Annotated in this window: 13 protein-coding genes; 12 read left to right on the plus strand and 1 reads right to left on the minus strand. The window is 45.8% G+C overall.

Annotation, left to right across the window (positions count from 1 at the left end; translation table 11 throughout):
• Window positions 1-180: 180 nt before the first annotated feature.
• The 9 genes from BDD39_RS05850 to BDD39_RS05890 all read left to right on the plus strand — a co-directional run bounded on the left by BDD39_RS05850 (window position 181) and on the right by BDD39_RS05890 (window position 10,683).
• Window positions 181-1,308, plus strand: coding sequence for an IS110 family RNA-guided transposase (locus BDD39_RS05850; protein WP_166908974.1), 1,128 nt, complete (start codon window positions 181-183; stop codon window positions 1,306-1,308).
• Between the two features lie 524 nt (window positions 1,309-1,832).
• Window positions 1,833-2,465: an FMN-binding negative transcriptional regulator gene (locus BDD39_RS05855; RefSeq protein ID WP_166908976.1), complete on the plus strand. Its 633-nt coding sequence runs from the start codon at window positions 1,833-1,835 to the stop codon at window positions 2,463-2,465.
• Window positions 2,466-2,545: 80 nt separating this feature from the next.
• Window positions 2,546-2,779, plus strand: a complete 234-nt coding sequence (locus BDD39_RS16325) for a pyridoxal-dependent decarboxylase (protein ID WP_341801486.1) — start codon at window positions 2,546-2,548, stop codon at window positions 2,777-2,779.
• A 179-nt stretch (window positions 2,780-2,958) separates the two neighbouring features.
• Window positions 2,959-3,120: a hypothetical protein gene (locus tag BDD39_RS16220; RefSeq protein WP_208404338.1), complete on the plus strand. Its 162-nt coding sequence runs from the start codon at window positions 2,959-2,961 to the stop codon at window positions 3,118-3,120.
• A gap of 62 nt (window positions 3,121-3,182) precedes the next feature.
• Entirely contained in the window at window positions 3,183-5,243 is a 2,061-nt protein-coding gene (locus BDD39_RS05870; RefSeq protein WP_166908978.1) for a thioredoxin domain-containing protein, read from the plus strand.
• A gap of 92 nt (window positions 5,244-5,335) precedes the next feature.
• Window positions 5,336-5,755: a CoA-binding protein gene (locus BDD39_RS05875; protein ID WP_166908980.1), complete on the plus strand. Its 420-nt coding sequence runs from the start codon at window positions 5,336-5,338 to the stop codon at window positions 5,753-5,755.
• 154 nt (window positions 5,756-5,909) lie between these two features.
• On the plus strand, window positions 5,910-7,880 hold the full coding sequence (parE, locus tag BDD39_RS05880) for a DNA topoisomerase IV subunit B (protein WP_166908982.1): 1,971 nt from the start codon (window positions 5,910-5,912) through the stop codon (window positions 7,878-7,880).
• Window positions 7,880-10,321 carry a DNA topoisomerase IV subunit A gene (parC, locus tag BDD39_RS05885; protein ID WP_166908984.1) on the plus strand — a complete coding sequence of 814 codons (2,442 nt, stop codon included), beginning with the start codon at window positions 7,880-7,882 and terminating at the stop codon, window positions 10,319-10,321. Before parE ends, parC begins: the two co-directional genes overlap by 1 nt.
• Window positions 10,318-10,683: a PilZ domain-containing protein gene (locus tag BDD39_RS05890; RefSeq protein ID WP_166908986.1), complete on the plus strand. Its 366-nt coding sequence runs from the start codon at window positions 10,318-10,320 to the stop codon at window positions 10,681-10,683. Before parC ends, BDD39_RS05890 begins: the two co-directional genes overlap by 4 nt.
• Window positions 10,684-10,714: 31 nt before the next feature.
• Here the strand turns inward: BDD39_RS05890 and BDD39_RS05895 are convergent, their stop codons facing one another.
• Window positions 10,715-11,416 carry a MerR family transcriptional regulator gene (locus BDD39_RS05895; RefSeq protein ID WP_166908989.1) on the minus strand — a complete coding sequence of 234 codons (702 nt, stop codon included), beginning with the start codon at window positions 11,414-11,416 and terminating at the stop codon, window positions 10,715-10,717.
• A 260-nt stretch (window positions 11,417-11,676) separates the two neighbouring features.
• Here BDD39_RS05895 and treP point away from each other — a divergent pair, with 260 nt between their 5' ends.
• The 3 genes from treP to treR all read left to right on the plus strand — a co-directional run bounded on the left by treP (window position 11,677) and on the right by treR (window position 15,638).
• Window positions 11,677-13,092, plus strand: coding sequence for a PTS system trehalose-specific EIIBC component (gene treP / locus BDD39_RS05900; protein WP_166908990.1), 1,416 nt, complete (start codon window positions 11,677-11,679; stop codon window positions 13,090-13,092).
• Window positions 13,093-13,209: 117 nt separating this feature from the next.
• Complete coding sequence (gene treC / locus BDD39_RS05905; protein ID WP_166908992.1) at window positions 13,210-14,901, plus strand: alpha,alpha-phosphotrehalase; 1,692 nt, start codon at window positions 13,210-13,212, stop codon at window positions 14,899-14,901.
• Between the two features lie 23 nt (window positions 14,902-14,924).
• Window positions 14,925-15,638, plus strand: coding sequence for a trehalose operon repressor (gene treR, locus BDD39_RS05910; protein ID WP_166912288.1), 714 nt, complete (start codon window positions 14,925-14,927; stop codon window positions 15,636-15,638).
• The last annotated feature ends 89 nt before the right edge of the window (window positions 15,639-15,727 follow it).

Here is a 15,727-nt window from a genome sequence, read left to right on the forward strand (position 1 = left end):
AGAACTGCTTGCATAATCTGTGGTGCCGCGAAATGAGGCATGGGTGGCTAACATCAGGATAGTCATAATGAACGAAAATGCTCCAGTTCGCTTAACGTAGATTGCACTTGTCCATAATGGTAATGCAACACCAATACCATCTACCAAGTGTAGAGCTACAAACGAAAGGAGCTAATTATTATGAAGGATGTACAAAAATTCGTTGGTTTAGACGTATCGAAGGAAATGATTTCTGTTGGAGTGGCAGAGGCTGGACGTGGAGAGCCGCGCTTTTACGGTAATGTTCCCAATAATCCCGAATCTGTTCGTAAATTGATGAAAAAACTAGGCAACCCTGAAAATCTCCATGTGTGTTACGAAGCTGGATCTACCGGATATGGACTTGTTCGATTACTCTTATCTATGGGAATTGATTGTATTGTAGTGGCACCTACGCTTATTCCTCGCCGGGCTGGTGACCGCGTCAAAACAGACCGAAGGGATGCATTGCGATTAGCTCAGCTTCTTCGAGCTGGGGAGTTAACACCTGTTTGGACTCCGGATGAAGACCATGAAGCGTTACGAGATTTAATTCGGGCGAGACATGATGTGAAAGAGGATTTGCAAAGGGCTCGTCAGAGATTGATTCATTTCCTGCTTCGCAACGACATCCGACCTCCTCAAGGCACTCGAAATTGGACGGTCAAACACCGGAATTGGCTCAATACCTTAAAGTTTGAAAAGTCATCCTTGCGTATCGTGTTTCAGGAGTATCTTCACGCCATTAAAGAAATAGAGAACCGCATGAAGCGAATCGAGGCAGAGATTCACCAAGAAGCTATTCATAGTGAACACGCACCTGTAATCCAGGCACTTCAAACCTTAAGGGGAATCGCGGAAGTAACGGCGGTGACGTTAGTCGCAGAAATTGGACAATTTTCACGGTTTTCCAGTGCCAGACAGTTAATGTCTTATGCCGGTCTTGTTCCGAAGGAATATTCCAGTGGATCCAGCCGTTGGCAGGGCTCCATCACGAAGATTGGAAATGCCCAGATTCGCCGTGTCCTTTGTGAATCTGCCTGGTCATACCGCCACACTCCTTCTGTAAAAGGAGACTTACTGAAACGACAAGAGGGACAAGATCCTGAAGTGAAACGAATTTCTTGGAAAGCACAAAACCGTCTTCATAAAAAATTCTATCGTATCACCTCTCGTGGGAAAAGTGGAAAGCAGGCTGCGGTCGCTGTCGCGAGAGAGCTGATTGGATTCATTTGGGCGATTGGTTGTTACATTGAGGAGAAGAAGTTGAATGAAATAAATGTGGCTTAAATTCTAATGGAAATGGATGATAAATACGTTGCTTGCTTGTATATGTAACAATTTTTGAAGGTTTGGCTCGGAGGCAAAATCCCCGGTAAGGAGAACCCTCATCTTCAACTATGTACTAGGTTGCATAACCGAACGTACGCGGTTAGTCCGAGGCAGCTCCGTGACGGATAGGATTGAAATGCGGTATCCAACCCGCGAATATCAGACTGTAAACCGCCGTCAACGTATTTTGCCTTCGTGCCAAGATTTCAAATCAATCCTTTTTTCAGCTTCATCATAATATCCTTTCATCGCTTTGATTTGTCAAGGGAACCCCACCCTTGACAAATCAGCGAGAAAGGACCAGTAGTTGGTAAGCTGAAAAAAGGCAATCCTTATCCTAAAACGGATCATTTGATTACATTTCAAAAGAGTTTGACTGTGAGCTTGACATTTTCGTTCATATCAGTTGAAGAGAGTATAATTTAATCTTTGTTTCATTCTATATGTATAATTATGTAAAAATGCGTGAAGGAGAATCAGAAATGTACATACCTAAAGCTTTTGAGGTTAATGATAAAACAAAATTGGTAAATTTTATTAGAGACAACAGTTTTGGAATTTTATTTTCTCAGGAAGAAAGTGGGCCGTTGGCAACACATTTGCCTTTCTTCATTGATGAAAAAACGGGGGATAACGGTGTGTTGATTGGTCATATGGCAAAACGGAATCCTCACTGGAAGAAATTAAATGGTAAAGAAGTTCTTGTAGTCTTTCCAGGTCCCCATGCTTATATCTCCGCTTCCTGGTATAACGATCCAAACACTGTACCTACTTGGAATTATGTAGCAGTCCATGTATATGGAACAGTTCGAATCATAGAGAAAAAAGAAGAAATGGTTGAACGGATGGAAAAGACGGTTAATTTTTACGAATCATCTATGTCCAACCCTTGGAATGCTAAATTTGATGATGAATTCATAGATGGCTTAATGAACGGCATAGTTGTATTTGAAATCTCAATAAATAGGATGGAAGGGAAATGGAAGTTAAGTCAGAATCACTCCATAGAAAGACAACAAAACCTTATTAATGGTTTAAGAACAAGCAATAAATATAATTCGGCAGAAATTGCAACAATGATGGAACAGAATATTAAACAAAAGGATAATGCATAATGCTTCCATACTATACCTTTAACAAAGATGTAGGGTATTACACAAATTGTTTTCTAAACTCACGTGTTTTTTGAAACGTAATTGCGGTTAAAACTAATCAAAATTCTCAGATGGATACCTCAGATTTAGAGAAAAAGATTAATAAAATGATGGAAGAAGGAAAACGACCTTTTGCAGTTGTGGCAACGGCTGGAACAACGGTGACGGGTAATATTGACCCTATCTTTTTCTCGATATATTTTACCAGAACATTTAGACTGTTTTGTGTATTATTTGTAAAATACTCTTTTACAAATTACTTAGCTGTTAAATAAAATGAGTGTTTGTGTTGATTCATGGCCCATGAGCTTTTGTGGCAATCATCAAGGAAAATCGCAATACGTGCAAGTTTAGACACTTCCGAGCGGGAGAGTGGAAAAATGAGAGTCACAAGAAGTGATTGTGTCTGAAGTTAAAGAAGAAGTCAATTAAAATTTTCAAAGGGGTAATTTGCATGAAAGGACATAAAGATGTATTTGTTAACTTAGTAACATTTAGTTATGAAGATATCCCAGAATTGATATCGCTATCAGCATCAGTGGGATGGGATTATGATGTGGAATTTGCTCGTCAAGCAGAGAAGGGGACACTGTTACTTTTGAAATGGAATGACTAGCTAAAGAAAGTTGGTGTCTTTTTTCTTTTTACGGTAATATGGAAAAAAGGAAGGTGTGAGAGATGGAGACAAACCGAAAACCAAACCGACTCATTCATGAAAAATCACCGTATTTGCTGCAGCACGCCTATAATCCCGTCGATTGGTATCCATGGGGGGAGGAGGCGTTTGCGAAAGCAAAAAAGGAAAACAAGCCGATTTTTTTGTCGATTGGATACTCAACGTGCCACTGGTGCCATGTGATGGCCCATGAAAGTTTTGAAGATGAGGAAGTGGCGGCGATCTTAAACGAAAAATACATAGCGATTAAAGTCGATCGCGAGGAGCGGACGGATATTGATTCCGTTTATATGCGCGTCTGCCAAATGCTGACGGGGCATGGCGGCTGGCCGCTGAGCGTGTTTTTGACGCCGGAAGGGAAGCCGTTTTATGCGGGGACATATTTTCCAAAGCGGAGCCGCTACGGGCATCCGGGGTTTATCGACGTATTGACACAGCTATATGACAAATATAAGGAAAATCCAAACGAAATCGCAAAGATGGCCGAACAAATAACCAAAGCGCTCGAGCAGTCCGCACGCGCTTCGGGAACGGAACGGCTGTCTCTGGAAGCGATTGAGAAGGAGTATCGGCAGCTATCGAACAGTTTTGATGCGGTATATGGAGGTTTTGGCGGCGCGCCGAAATTTCCGATTCCGCATATGCTGATGTTTTTAATGCGGTATTATCAATGGAAGAGGGATGAGCGCGCGCTTTTGATGGTCGAAAAGACATTAAACGGCATGGCCAACGGCGGCATTTATGACCATATCGGCTACGGGTTTGCCCGCTATTCGACCGATGCCATGTGGCTTGTGCCGCACTTTGAGAAAATGTTGTATGATAACGCGCTTTTAGCCATCGCGTATACGGAAGCGTATCAATTAACGAAAAACGAACGATATAAGGAGATTGCGGAGCAAATTATTGAATTTGTCGAGCGGGAAATGACTTCCAATGACGGTGCGTTTTATTCAGCGATTGACGCTGATTCCGAAGGGGTGGAAGGAAAATATTACGTATGGACGCCTGATGAAGTGATGCATGCGCTCGGTTCGGAACTAGGTGAACTGTATTGTCGCGTTTACGATATTACCGAAGAGGGAAATTTTGAAGGGAAAAACGTGCCAAATCTTATTCATACGAGAATGGATCGCATCGCCAAGCGATATGGTATGACGGAAGAACAGCTGCAAGAAAAACTCGAACAGGCGAGAGAAAAGCTGTTTGCCGAGCGTTCGTCGCGCGTCTATCCACATGTCGATGATAAAATATTAACCGCTTGGAACGCGTTAATGATTGCCGCGCTGGCAAAAGCGGCAAAAGTGTACGAACATCGTGACTATTTACAGATGGCGAAGCGTGCGCTTTCGTTTATCGAAACGAACCTTTTTCAAGACGGACGGCTGATGGTGCGCTATCGTGACGGAGAAGCGAAACATAAAGGAATTATTGATGATTATGCTTATCTTGTTTGGGCATATATTGAAATGTATGAAGCGACGTTGGATTTGTCGTATTTACAAAAAGCGAAAACGTGTACCGAGCAAATGATCGACTTGTTTTGGGATGAAGAACATGGTGCGTTTTTTATGACAGGAAATGACGCGGAGGCGCTCATCGTTCGGGAAAAAGAAATTTACGATGGGGCGCTGCCATCGGGAAACAGCGTCGCCGCGGTGCAGCTCATACGTTTGGCAAGATTGACGGGAGATTTGACGCTATTAGAAAAAGCGGAAGCGATATATAAAGTCTTCCAATGTCAAGTCGAAACGTACGAAAGCGGACATACGTTTTTCTTGCAAGGATTGTTATTGCTCGAAGCGCCGACGGTGGAGGTCGTGTTGTTCGGCAAACAAGGCGATGAAAAGCGGGAGCAGTTGATTCAGAAGTGGCAGCACTCGTTGGCGCCAAACGTTTTTCTGTTAGCGGCGGAACATCCGGCTGAGGTGGCAGACATTGCTCCGTTTGCTTCAGAGTATGAACCGCTTGGGGATGAAACGACCGTATATGTGTGCGAAAATTTTGCCTGCCAACAGCCGACGACAGACGTGGAATCCGTTGTCGAGCAGCTGTTTGAGTAATCTTTTTGTAAATGTTTTCAAAACTGCAAGCAGGATTCTGCTTATTCATAAAGAAATAGTACGACAAAAACAAAATGAAGGAGAGAATGTATATGCCAATTACAAATCCAAGCCGAGAAGAAATCCGAGAAATTTTGCAAAAAGCAAAACGTATCGCCGTCGTTGGATTATCCGACAACCCGGAACGGGAGTCATACATGGTCGCGAAAGCGATGAAAGACGCGGGTTATGAAATCATCCCGGTCAATCCGATGATTGAACAGTGGGAGGGAATTCCAGCCGTTAAAAAGCTGACCGATATTGAAGGACATGTTGACATTGTCAACGTCTTCCGCCGTTCCGAACATTTGCCGGAAATCGCCCGCGAATTTGTCCAAATTGACGCTGACGTCTTTTGGGCACAGCTTGGCGTCGTCAATGAAGAAGCCTATGAATTTTTAAAAGAAAAAGGCTATACGGTAGTGATGGACCGCTGCATTAAAGTTGAACATGCGCTGACGAAGCAGCGGTAAAAGGAATCGACCATCTTTAAGATGGTCATTTCCTTTTTCATGGGGACGTGGCGTATTTTGTCTGAAACCGTCAAATAAACATAGACGCTGGCGAATTTTATGGTACAATAAAACAGAAACAGATGTTCTTGTTTTGGTTGAAAGGGGTATGCTTGTGACAAAACAATCGCTATATGAATACAACGATGATGCGATTCAAGTGCTAGAAGGGCTGGAGGCGGTGCGCAAGCGGCCGGGGATGTATATCGGCAGCACCGACAGCCGCGGCCTGCATCATCTCGTCTATGAAATTGTCGACAACTCGGTCGACGAAGCGTTGGCAGGGTACGGAAACTATATTCTTGTCCAAATACATAAAGATAACAGCATTACCGTGCTTGATGAAGGACGTGGCATGCCGACGGGGATGCATAAGCTCGGCAAGCCAACGCCGGAAGTGATTTTAACGGTGCTTCACGCCGGCGGCAAGTTTGGACAAGGCGGCTATAAAACGAGCGGCGGCTTGCACGGGGTCGGCGCATCGGTCGTCAACGCCTTGTCGGAATGGCTTGTGGTGACGATTCACCGCGACGGCTTTATTTACCGGCAGCGTTTTGAGAATGGCGGAAAGCCGGTGACGACGCTTGAAAAAATCGGAACGACGAACAAAACAGGGACGATCATTCAATTTAAGCCAGATCCGACGATTTTCAGCACGACGACGTTTAACTATGAGACGTTAAGCGAGCGTCTGCGCGAATCGGCGTTTTTGCTAAAAGGGCTAAAAATCGAGCTTGTGGATGAACGGACCGGGATGCGCGATGTATTCCATTATGAAAATGGGATTGAAGCGTTTGTCGCCTATTTAAACGAAGATAAAGATGTGCTTCATCCAGTCGTTTATTTTTCTGGGGAACAAAACGGTATTGAAGTCGAATTTGCCTTTCAGTTTAACGACGGCTATTCGGAAAACGTGCTGTCGTTTGTCAACAACGTGCGCACGAAGGACGGCGGCACGCATGAAGCGGGTGCCAAGACGGCGATGACGCGCGTCTTTAACGAATATGCGCGCAAGACGGGGCTGTTAAAAGAAAAAGACAAAAACCTAGAAGGCACCGACATTCGTGAAGGGCTGTCGGCAATCGTTTCGGTGAGAATCCCGGAGCACCTGTTACAGTTTGAAGGGCAGACAAAAGGAAAACTAGGGACGAGCGAAGCCCGCTCCGCCGTCGATGCGATCGTATCCGAGCATTTAACGTACTTCTTGCAGGAAAACCCGGACATTAGCACGATGCTGATTAAAAAGGCGATCCGGGCATACCAGGCGCGCGAAGCGGCCCGCAAAGCGCGCGAGGAAGCGCGAAACGGGAAAAAGCGAAAAGGGAAAGAGACGGTGTTAAGCGGAAAATTAACGCCGGCGCAATCGCGCAATCCGCAAAAAAACGAATTGTATTTAGTGGAGGGGGATTCGGCTGGCGGCTCGGCGAAGCAAGGCCGCGACCGTCGCTTCCAAGCGGTGTTGCCGCTGCGAGGAAAGGTGATTAACACCGAAAAAGCGAAGCTCGCTGATATTTTAAAAAATGAAGAAATCAGCACGATTATCCACGCGATCGGCGGGGGAGTCGGACCGGATTTTTCGCTTGAGGACATTAACTATGACAAAATCATTATCATGACGGACGCGGACACGGACGGCGCCCATATTCAAGTGCTGCTGCTGACGTTTTTCTACCGCTATATGCGGCCGCTCATTGAGGCAGGAAAGGTGTATATCGCTCTTCCGCCGCTCTATAAAGTAAGCAAAGGCAGCGGCAAAAAAGAAATCGTTGAGTACGCATGGACCGATGCGCAGTTAAGAGAAATTACGAAGAAATTCGGCAAAGGCTACACGGTGCAGCGCTATAAAGGGCTTGGCGAAATGAACGCCGATCAATTGTGGGAAACGACGATGAACCCACAGACGCGTACCCTCATTCGCGTGCGCATTGAAGATGCGGCCCGAGCGGAGCGCCGCGTCACCACGCTGATGGGCGATAAAGTCGAGCCGCGCCGCAAATGGATTGAAACACATGTGGCGTTTGGGCTCGAGGACGATCCAAATATTTTAGATCATGAATATGTCATGCTAGCAGGAGGGGATGAATGATGGCAGAAAAACTGCTCGATTTGCCGCTCGAGGACGTGCTTGGCGACCGTTTCGGCCGCTACAGCAAATACATTATTCAAGAACGGGCGCTTCCCGATGTGCGTGATGGGTTAAAGCCGGTGCAGCGCCGCATTTTATATGCGATGTACATCGACGGAAACACGGCAGATAAGCCGTTTCGCAAAGCGGCGAAAACGGTCGGTAACGTGATTGGTAACTTTCACCCGCACGGCGACTCGTCCGTCTATGAAGCGATGGTGCGGATGAGCCAGGACTGGAAGCTGCGCAACGTCTTGATAGAAATGCACGGCAACAATGGCAGCATTGATGGCGATCCGCCGGCGGCGATGCGTTACACGGAAGCGCGCCTCTCGACGATCGCCGCTGAATTGCTGCGCGATATTGACAAGCAGACGGTTGAATTTGTGCCAAACTTTGACGATACGACGAAAGAACCGGTGGTGCTGCCGGCGATGTTTCCAAATTTATTGGTGAACGGCTCGACCGGCATTTCGGCCGGATATGCGACCGAAATTCCGCCGCATCCTTTAGGGGAAGTCATTGACGCCGTATTGATGCGGATTGATAAGCCTTCTTGCACGGTCGATGAGCTGATGAGCGTGCTTCACGGTCCCGACTTTCCAACCGGCGGCATTATTCAAGGAAAAGACGGCATTAAAAAAGCGTATGAAACAGGAAAAGGGAAAATCATCATCCGTGGCAAAGCGTCGATTGAACAAGGAAAAGGCGGGAAAAAGCAAATTATCATTACGGAGCTTCCGTATGAAGTGAATAAAGCGAACCTCGTCAAAAAAATCGATGAGCTTCGCTTTGACAAAAAGCTCGACGGCATTGCCGACGTCCGTGACGAAACGGACCGCACCGGGCTGCGCATCGTAATCGAGCTGAAAAAAGACGCCGATGCGGAGGGCATACTAAACTATTTGTATAAAAACACCGATTTGCAAGTGCCGTACAACTTTAATATGGTGGCGATTCATCAGCGCCGGCCGAAGCTGTTAAGCCTTCCAGAACTGCTGGATGCCTACATTGAGCATCGCAAGGAAGTGGTGACGAACCGCTCGCAATATGAGCTGAAAAAAGCGCACGAGCGCCAGCACATCGTCGCTGGCCTGATGAAGGCTTTATCGATTTTAGATGAAGTGATTGCAACGATCCGCGCTTCCCGCGATAAACGCGACGCCAAAGACAATTTAATCGCCAAGTATGAGTTTACCGAAGCGCAAGCGGAAGCGATTGTATCGCTGCAGCTATACCGCTTAACGAACACCGATATTACCGCGCTAAAACAGGAAGCCGAAGAACTAGAAAAGACGATTCAGGAACTGACCACGATTTTAAGCGAGGAAAAAAAGCTGCTTTCTGTCATAAAAAAAGAGCTAAAAGCGATGAAAAAGCAATATGCCGATGAACGGAGAACGAAAATTGAAGAGGAAATTGAAGAAATTAAAATCAACTTGGAAGTGATGATTCCAGCAGAAGATGTCATTGTCACCGTTACGAAAGAAGGATATGTGAAACGAACGAGTTATCGTTCGTACAGCGCATCAAACGGCCAAGATTTCGGCATGAAAGAATCCGACCGGCTTCTTGCCCAGTTGGAAATGAATACGACCGATGTATTATTATTGTTTACTCGCCGCGGAAATTATCTCTATTGTCCGGTTTATGAGCTACCGGATATCCGCTGGAAGGACGTCGGCCAGCACATTTCCAATCTCATTCCGCTTGAACGCGATGATGATATTGTTGCCGCGGTTCCAGTTAAGCAGTTTGACGAAGCGTTAAGTCTCTTTTTTGTCACAAAACAGGGGATGGTAAAACGAACGGAACTGGCACAATATAAAGTGCAGCGCTATACGCGTCCGTTGGTGGCGATGAATGTCAAGGACGATGATGAAGTCATTCAAGTGTATATGACAGATGGAAATGGCAGTGTCTTTTTCGCCACGCACTATGGCTACGGATTATGGTTTGACGAGGCGGAAGTGAATCCGGTTGGCGTGCGTGCCGCCGGCGTGAAAGGAATCCAATTAAAAGAAGGAGATTACGTCGTTTCCGCGCATCCTATTGCGAACGAAGAGAAGATGTATTTAGTCATCGCGACCCAGCGCGGAGCCGTAAAAAAAATGCCGCTTAGCGAATTCGAAAAAACTTCGCGCGCCAAACGCGGCGTTGTTATGCTTCGTGAGTTAAAAACAAATCCGCATCGTATTGTTGCTTCCGTGTTAACGGAAGGCGAGGAGGAGACGCTGCACATTCGCACGGAAACGGGCGTGGTGGAAACGATTGCGGCCGCATCGCTGCGCAGTTCCGATCGTTACAGCAACGGCTCCTTTATCATCGACAGCGATGAAGCCGGAAATGTCGTTGATATGTGGAAGGCGCCATCCAAGTTAGGAAAAGGGGAGATGGAATGAGATTTAAGCGTCAAGAGCCGTTTCGCTATCAGTTTGGCCAGCCGCTCGCAGGTTCGTTGCGCGTGGCGGGAATCGACGGGAAACAGGAGGAAGAACACAGCGCTTATATTCATGATCTTAGCCCGCACGGAATGAAGCTGGAAACTTTGCGGCGCATTGCTGATGAGCATGATAAGACGACGGTGGAGATCGCTTTTTCGATTAACAATGCTCCTCTTCGTTTTTTCGGCAAGATCGTTTGGGAGAAGCCGTTCGGGCGAACGTATTATTATGGGGTGCGCTTGTTCGTTTCCGCTGAAGAAGAGGAAATGCTTATTCGTGAAATCAAGCGGCATGCGGCACTTTATCGCAAACGAAAATAAAAACAACTCGGCAGGAAGCCGAGTTGTTTTTTTACCAAAATTTCCACCATTTATTGGAGCGTTTCGTACTTGTGCTAGCCGCTGCCTGGCGAAAAGAGAGAACGAGTTCGCGAAACGCTTTTTCCCGCTCCATAATTTGTTCTTCGAGTTGCCTTCGCTCTTGTTCCTGCTTTGCTTTTTCCTCCTGTAAAAACGTGACGACATTTTCGAGATGTTCATGAATTTCTTCCGTTTCCTGCTGCAACGTTTTCGCATATTCGGCTAATGAATCATAAACGGTTTGTTTCGTAGCGGCGGATTGTTCCTGAATCTCACTCATATAGGATTTCATTTCCGTCATTGCCTGCTGCAAAACTTCCGTCGTTTCTTTTTTCAGCTCTCCGACGATTTTTTCTTTCATTCGTTCCGCAAATTGTTCCGCTATGTATTGGGTGTCGTGGCGCAACAGACGAGGAACGTCAATAATTTCCCCTTCTATCATCGTCGTTTCTAGGTCGGTTTGCGGCTGTGCCTGTTGTTTCAGTTTGCTAACAATGTCTTGTTTATGGCATCCGTCCGCCAGCCATTCTTGAATATGGCGAAACTGCGTTAGCAGCTCTTCTGTATAAATGCGCGCTCCTTGCTGGGTACGGGGGATGGTCACGCATTCGGCAAATTCTTTTTCCCACTGTTTCAGAGTGCGCGCGGTGACCCCCAATTTCTTTGCTGCCTCGCGAAGTGTATATGTCTTCATCTTTGTTTGTCCATCCTTTCCTCTCGATTTTTTTCTATATTTATTTTCCAACTAGTCCGACTATTTTCCTGCCGATTGACAAAATATAACAAAAGAAGTGGCAGTTAGAGAAAAAACAACATCCATGTCGAAAAATGGTTGACGAACTTGTATATACAGGTTAAAATAAAGGTAGCTTGTATATACAAGTTTTTTTGAAAACGTTTGCTGGAAGCGGTTTAATCGGTGTGATGTTCGATGAGAAAAGGGAGGTTGTTCTTATGGGGGCATATCAACAATCCGTTGAAAAAATTGTCGAAGCGGTTGGCGGAAAAGAAAATATTATCGCCGCTACCCATTGTGTGATGCGGCTGCGATTCGCGTTGAAAGATGAAGGAAAAGTAGATAAAGAAGCACTAGAAAACATCGATATTGTGAAAGGTTCGTTTTCCGCAAACGGTCAATTTCAAGTTGTAATCGGTCAAGGGTTGGTCGATAAAGTATATGACGAAATGGTTAAAGTAACGGGAATCAGCAGGGCGACCAAGCAAGAAATTAAAGACGCCGCTGAAGCGAATTTAAATCCGTTGCAGCGTGCCATTAAAACATTGGCGGACATTTTTATTCCGATTTTGCCGGCGATCGTGACGGCCGGTTTGCTCATGGGGATTAACAACGTCTTAACAGGCCCAGGCATTTTCTATGAAGGCAAGTCGTTTGTCGAAGTGCATAAAGAATGGGCCGACCTTGCGAGCATGATCAACTTGATTGCCAATACGGCGTTTGTGTTCCTGCCAGGCTTAATCGGCTGGTCAGCGGTGACGAAATTCGGCGGCAGTCCGCTTTTAGGAATTGTTCTCGGTTTAATGCTAGTCCATCCTGATTTGTTAAACGCATGGGGATGGGGAGCAGCGAAAGCAAAAGGGCAAATTCCGCTTTGGGATTTGTTTGGCTTGAAAGTGCAAAAAGTCGGTTACCAGGGCCAAGTGCTGCCGGTGCTTGTCGCGTCTTACGTGCTGGCGAAAATCGAGCAGTTTTTGCGCAAGCGCATCCCGGATGCGTTCCAGTTGCTGCTGGTTGCTCCGCTCGCATTGTTAATTACAGGGTTTTTGGCGTTTATCGCCATTGGACCGGTTACGTTTGCGATCGGTAACGCGATTACGCACTTGTTTGTAACTATTTTCCATAATGTTCCGGCGATCGGTGGCTTTTTATACGGAGCGTTATACGCACCGCTTGTCGTAACGGGAATGCACCATACATTCTTGCCGGTCGACTTGCAGCTGATTGCCAGCACGGGCGGTACGTTCCTCTGGCCGATCCTCGTCATGTCCAACATCGCCCAAGGCTCGGCGGCATTGGCGATGATGTTTGTCGCAAAAGACGAAAAACTAAAAGGTCTTTCCTTTACATCGGCAGTGTCCGCTTATCTTGGCATTACTGAACCGGCCATGTTTGGGGTGAACTTGCGCTTCCGTTATCCTTTCCTTTCCGCGATGACGGGAGCAGCGATTGCCGGAATGTTCATTACGTTAAATAAAGTTATTGCCTCATCGATTGGGGTTGGCGGCTTACCAGGATTTTTATCGATTGTGCCACAAAAATGGGTACCGTTCTTTATCGGCATGGCGATCGCGATCATCGTACCGTTTGTTCTCACGTTTGTATTTGGCAAGCTCCGCAAAGCGAATCGCTAATGACCATACCTATTTTAAGGAAACTATGTTCTAAATAATCAATCGGACATACCATTGGTGCACTTGCACCAATGGTATCGTTTTTATCCATAATTATTAAATGAGGTGATCATAGCAATGGAACAGCAGCCATGGTGGAAAAAAGCGGTTGTGTATCAAATTTATCCGAAAAGCTTTAAAGATACAAACGGTGACGGAATCGGCGATTTGCAAGGGATCATCGCGAAACTCGATTATTTAAAGTTGCTTGGCGTTGATGTCATTTGGCTGACGCCGATCTACAAGTCCCCGCAGCGCGATAATGGCTATGACATTAGCGACTATTTTCAAATTCATCATGAATACGGGACGATGGAAGACTTTGACCGCTTGCTAGAAGAAGTGCACAAACGCGGCATGAAGCTGATCATGGATATGGTCGTCAATCATACATCGACGGAGCATGAATGGTTCAAACAGGCGCGTTCGTCGAAACACAGTCCGTACCGAAACTTTTACATTTGGCGCGATCCGAAGCCGGATGGAAGCGCGCCGACGAACTGGCAGTCGAAGTTCGGCGGTTCGGCGTGGGAATATGATGAACAAACCGGACAGTATTATTTGCATTTATTTGACGTGACGCAGGCGGATTTAAACTGGGAAAACGAAGAATTGCGCCGCCGCATTTACGACATGATGCATTTTTGGTTCCAAAAAGGCGTGGACGGGTTCCGGTTGGATGTCATTAATTTGCTTTCGAAAGACCAGCGCTTCCCTGATGATGACGGCTCGGTGCCGCCGGGGGACGGCCGCAAATTTTACACGGATGGGCCGCGCATTCATGAGTTTTTGCAAGAAATGAACCGCGAAGTATTTTCGAAATACGATATTATGACGGTCGGCGAAATGTCATCCACTACGATTGACCATTGCATTAAATATACCAACCCGAAGCGCCGCGAGCTGAACATGACGTTTAACTTCCATCATTTAAAAGTCGATTATCCGAACGGGGAAAAATGGGCGGTTGCCGATTTCGATTTTCTTGCCTTAAAGCGAATTTTGTCGGAATGGCAAGTCAAAATGCACGAAGGCGGGGGCTGGAATGCGCTCTTTTGGTGCAACCACGACCAGCCGCGCATTGTATCGCGGTACGGCGATGACGGGAAATATCATAAAGAATCGGCGAAAATGCTCGCGACTGTCATTCATCTGATGCAAGGAACGCCATATATTTACCAAGGCGAAGAAATCGGCATGACCGATCCGAAATTTGAGCGCATTGACGATTACCGTGATGTCGAGTCGCTCAATATGTACCGCATTTTAAAAGAACAAGGAAAAAGCGAACAAGAAGTGCTGGAAATTTTAAAACGAAAATCGCGCGACAATTCGCGGACACCGATGCAATGGGATGACAGCGAGCATGCCGGGTTTACAACCGGCACCCCTTGGATCCGCGTTGCCGACAACTATAAGCAAATTAATGTCAAACAAGCGCTCGAGGACCCGACGTCGATTTTCTACCATTATCAGCGGCTGATTCAGCTTCGCAAACAATATGACATCATTACGACAGGAGACTATCAGCTATTGCTTGCCGACCACCCGCAAATTTTTGCTTATTTGCGCAATGGTAAAAACGAAAAATTGCTTGTCGTCAACAATTTTTACGGCAAAGAAACGACGTTTGTCCTGCCGGATGACGTAGAAGTCGACGGTTATGCGGGCGAAATATTGCTTTCGAACTACGTTGATTCACCACGCGAGTTTCGCACGATTCAACTTCGTCCGTATGAATCGATAGTTTATTACTTAAGTAAATCGTGATACAATACATGTCGGTGAACGATATGCATGAAAATAAATATTTAGCGATTTATCACGATCTTGTCGGAAAAATCCGCCAAGGCCATTGGAAGCCATATGACAAACTGCCGTCCGAACATGAACTTGTCGGGTATTATCATACATCGCGGGAAACGATTCGCAAGGCGCTCAATCTGCTTTCCGAGCATGGCTATATTCAAAAAATGAAAGGAAAAGGCTCGATTGTTTTAGATGTCGGAAAGTACAATTTTCCTGTCTCTGGGCTTGTCAGTTTTAAAGAACTGGCACAGAACATGAAACAGCCGGTGCGAACGATTGTTCATGAGCTGGAAGTGATCAAACCCGATTCGTACTTAAAGCAACAGCTGCAGGCGGCAGGCAGAGACGAAATATGGAAAGTCGTCCGTTCGCGTGAAATCGAAGGGGAACGCATTATTTTAGACAAAGACTTTTTTCTGAAAAAGTACGTTCCGACGCTGACGAAAGAAATATGCGAAGATTCCATTTATGAATATTTAGAGAAAAAGCTGAAATTAAACATTAGTTTCGCGAAAAAAGAAATGTTTGTGGATCGAGTAAGTGAGGAAGATCGGAAATATTTAGATTTAAACGGCTATGATCATGTTGTCGTTGTCAAAAACTTCGTTTATTTAAATGACGCGACATTGTTTCAATATACCGAGTCGCGGCACCGACTTGATAAATTCCGCTTTGTCGATTTTGCGCGACGGAAGTAAACGGGCATTTGTCTTACGAGGGACAAATGCTCTCTTTTTTTGTCTCTTTAATTTATAAAACTATGTTCTAAATAATCATAATCTTATCA

Origin of the sequence: Saccharococcus thermophilus (assembly GCF_011761475.1) — a bacterium.
GTDB lineage: Bacteria > Bacillota > Bacilli > Bacillales > Anoxybacillaceae > Saccharococcus > Saccharococcus thermophilus.

Coding starts and splice junctions, on each gene's coding strand:
- BDD39_RS05850 (WP_166908974.1), top strand. CDS start 181: ATGAAGGATGTACAAAAATTCGTTGGTTTAGACGTATCGAAGGAAATG.
- BDD39_RS05855 (WP_166908976.1), top strand. CDS start 1,833: ATGTACATACCTAAAGCTTTTGAGGTTAATGATAAAACAAAATTGGTA.
- BDD39_RS16220 (WP_208404338.1), top strand. CDS start 2,959: ATGAAAGGACATAAAGATGTATTTGTTAACTTAGTAACATTTAGTTAT.
- BDD39_RS05870 (WP_166908978.1), top strand. CDS start 3,183: ATGGAGACAAACCGAAAACCAAACCGACTCATTCATGAAAAATCACCG.
- BDD39_RS05875 (WP_166908980.1), top strand. CDS start 5,336: ATGCCAATTACAAATCCAAGCCGAGAAGAAATCCGAGAAATTTTGCAA.
- parC (WP_166908984.1), top strand. CDS start 7,880: ATGGCAGAAAAACTGCTCGATTTGCCGCTCGAGGACGTGCTTGGCGAC.
- BDD39_RS05890 (WP_166908986.1), top strand. CDS start 10,318: ATGAGATTTAAGCGTCAAGAGCCGTTTCGCTATCAGTTTGGCCAGCCG.
- BDD39_RS05895 (WP_166908989.1), bottom strand. CDS start 11,416: ATGAAGACATATACACTTCGCGAGGCAGCAAAGAAATTGGGGGTCACC.
- treP (WP_166908990.1), top strand. CDS start 11,677: ATGGGGGCATATCAACAATCCGTTGAAAAAATTGTCGAAGCGGTTGGC.
- treC (WP_166908992.1), top strand. CDS start 13,210: ATGGAACAGCAGCCATGGTGGAAAAAAGCGGTTGTGTATCAAATTTAT.
- treR (WP_166912288.1), top strand. CDS start 14,925: ATGCATGAAAATAAATATTTAGCGATTTATCACGATCTTGTCGGAAAA.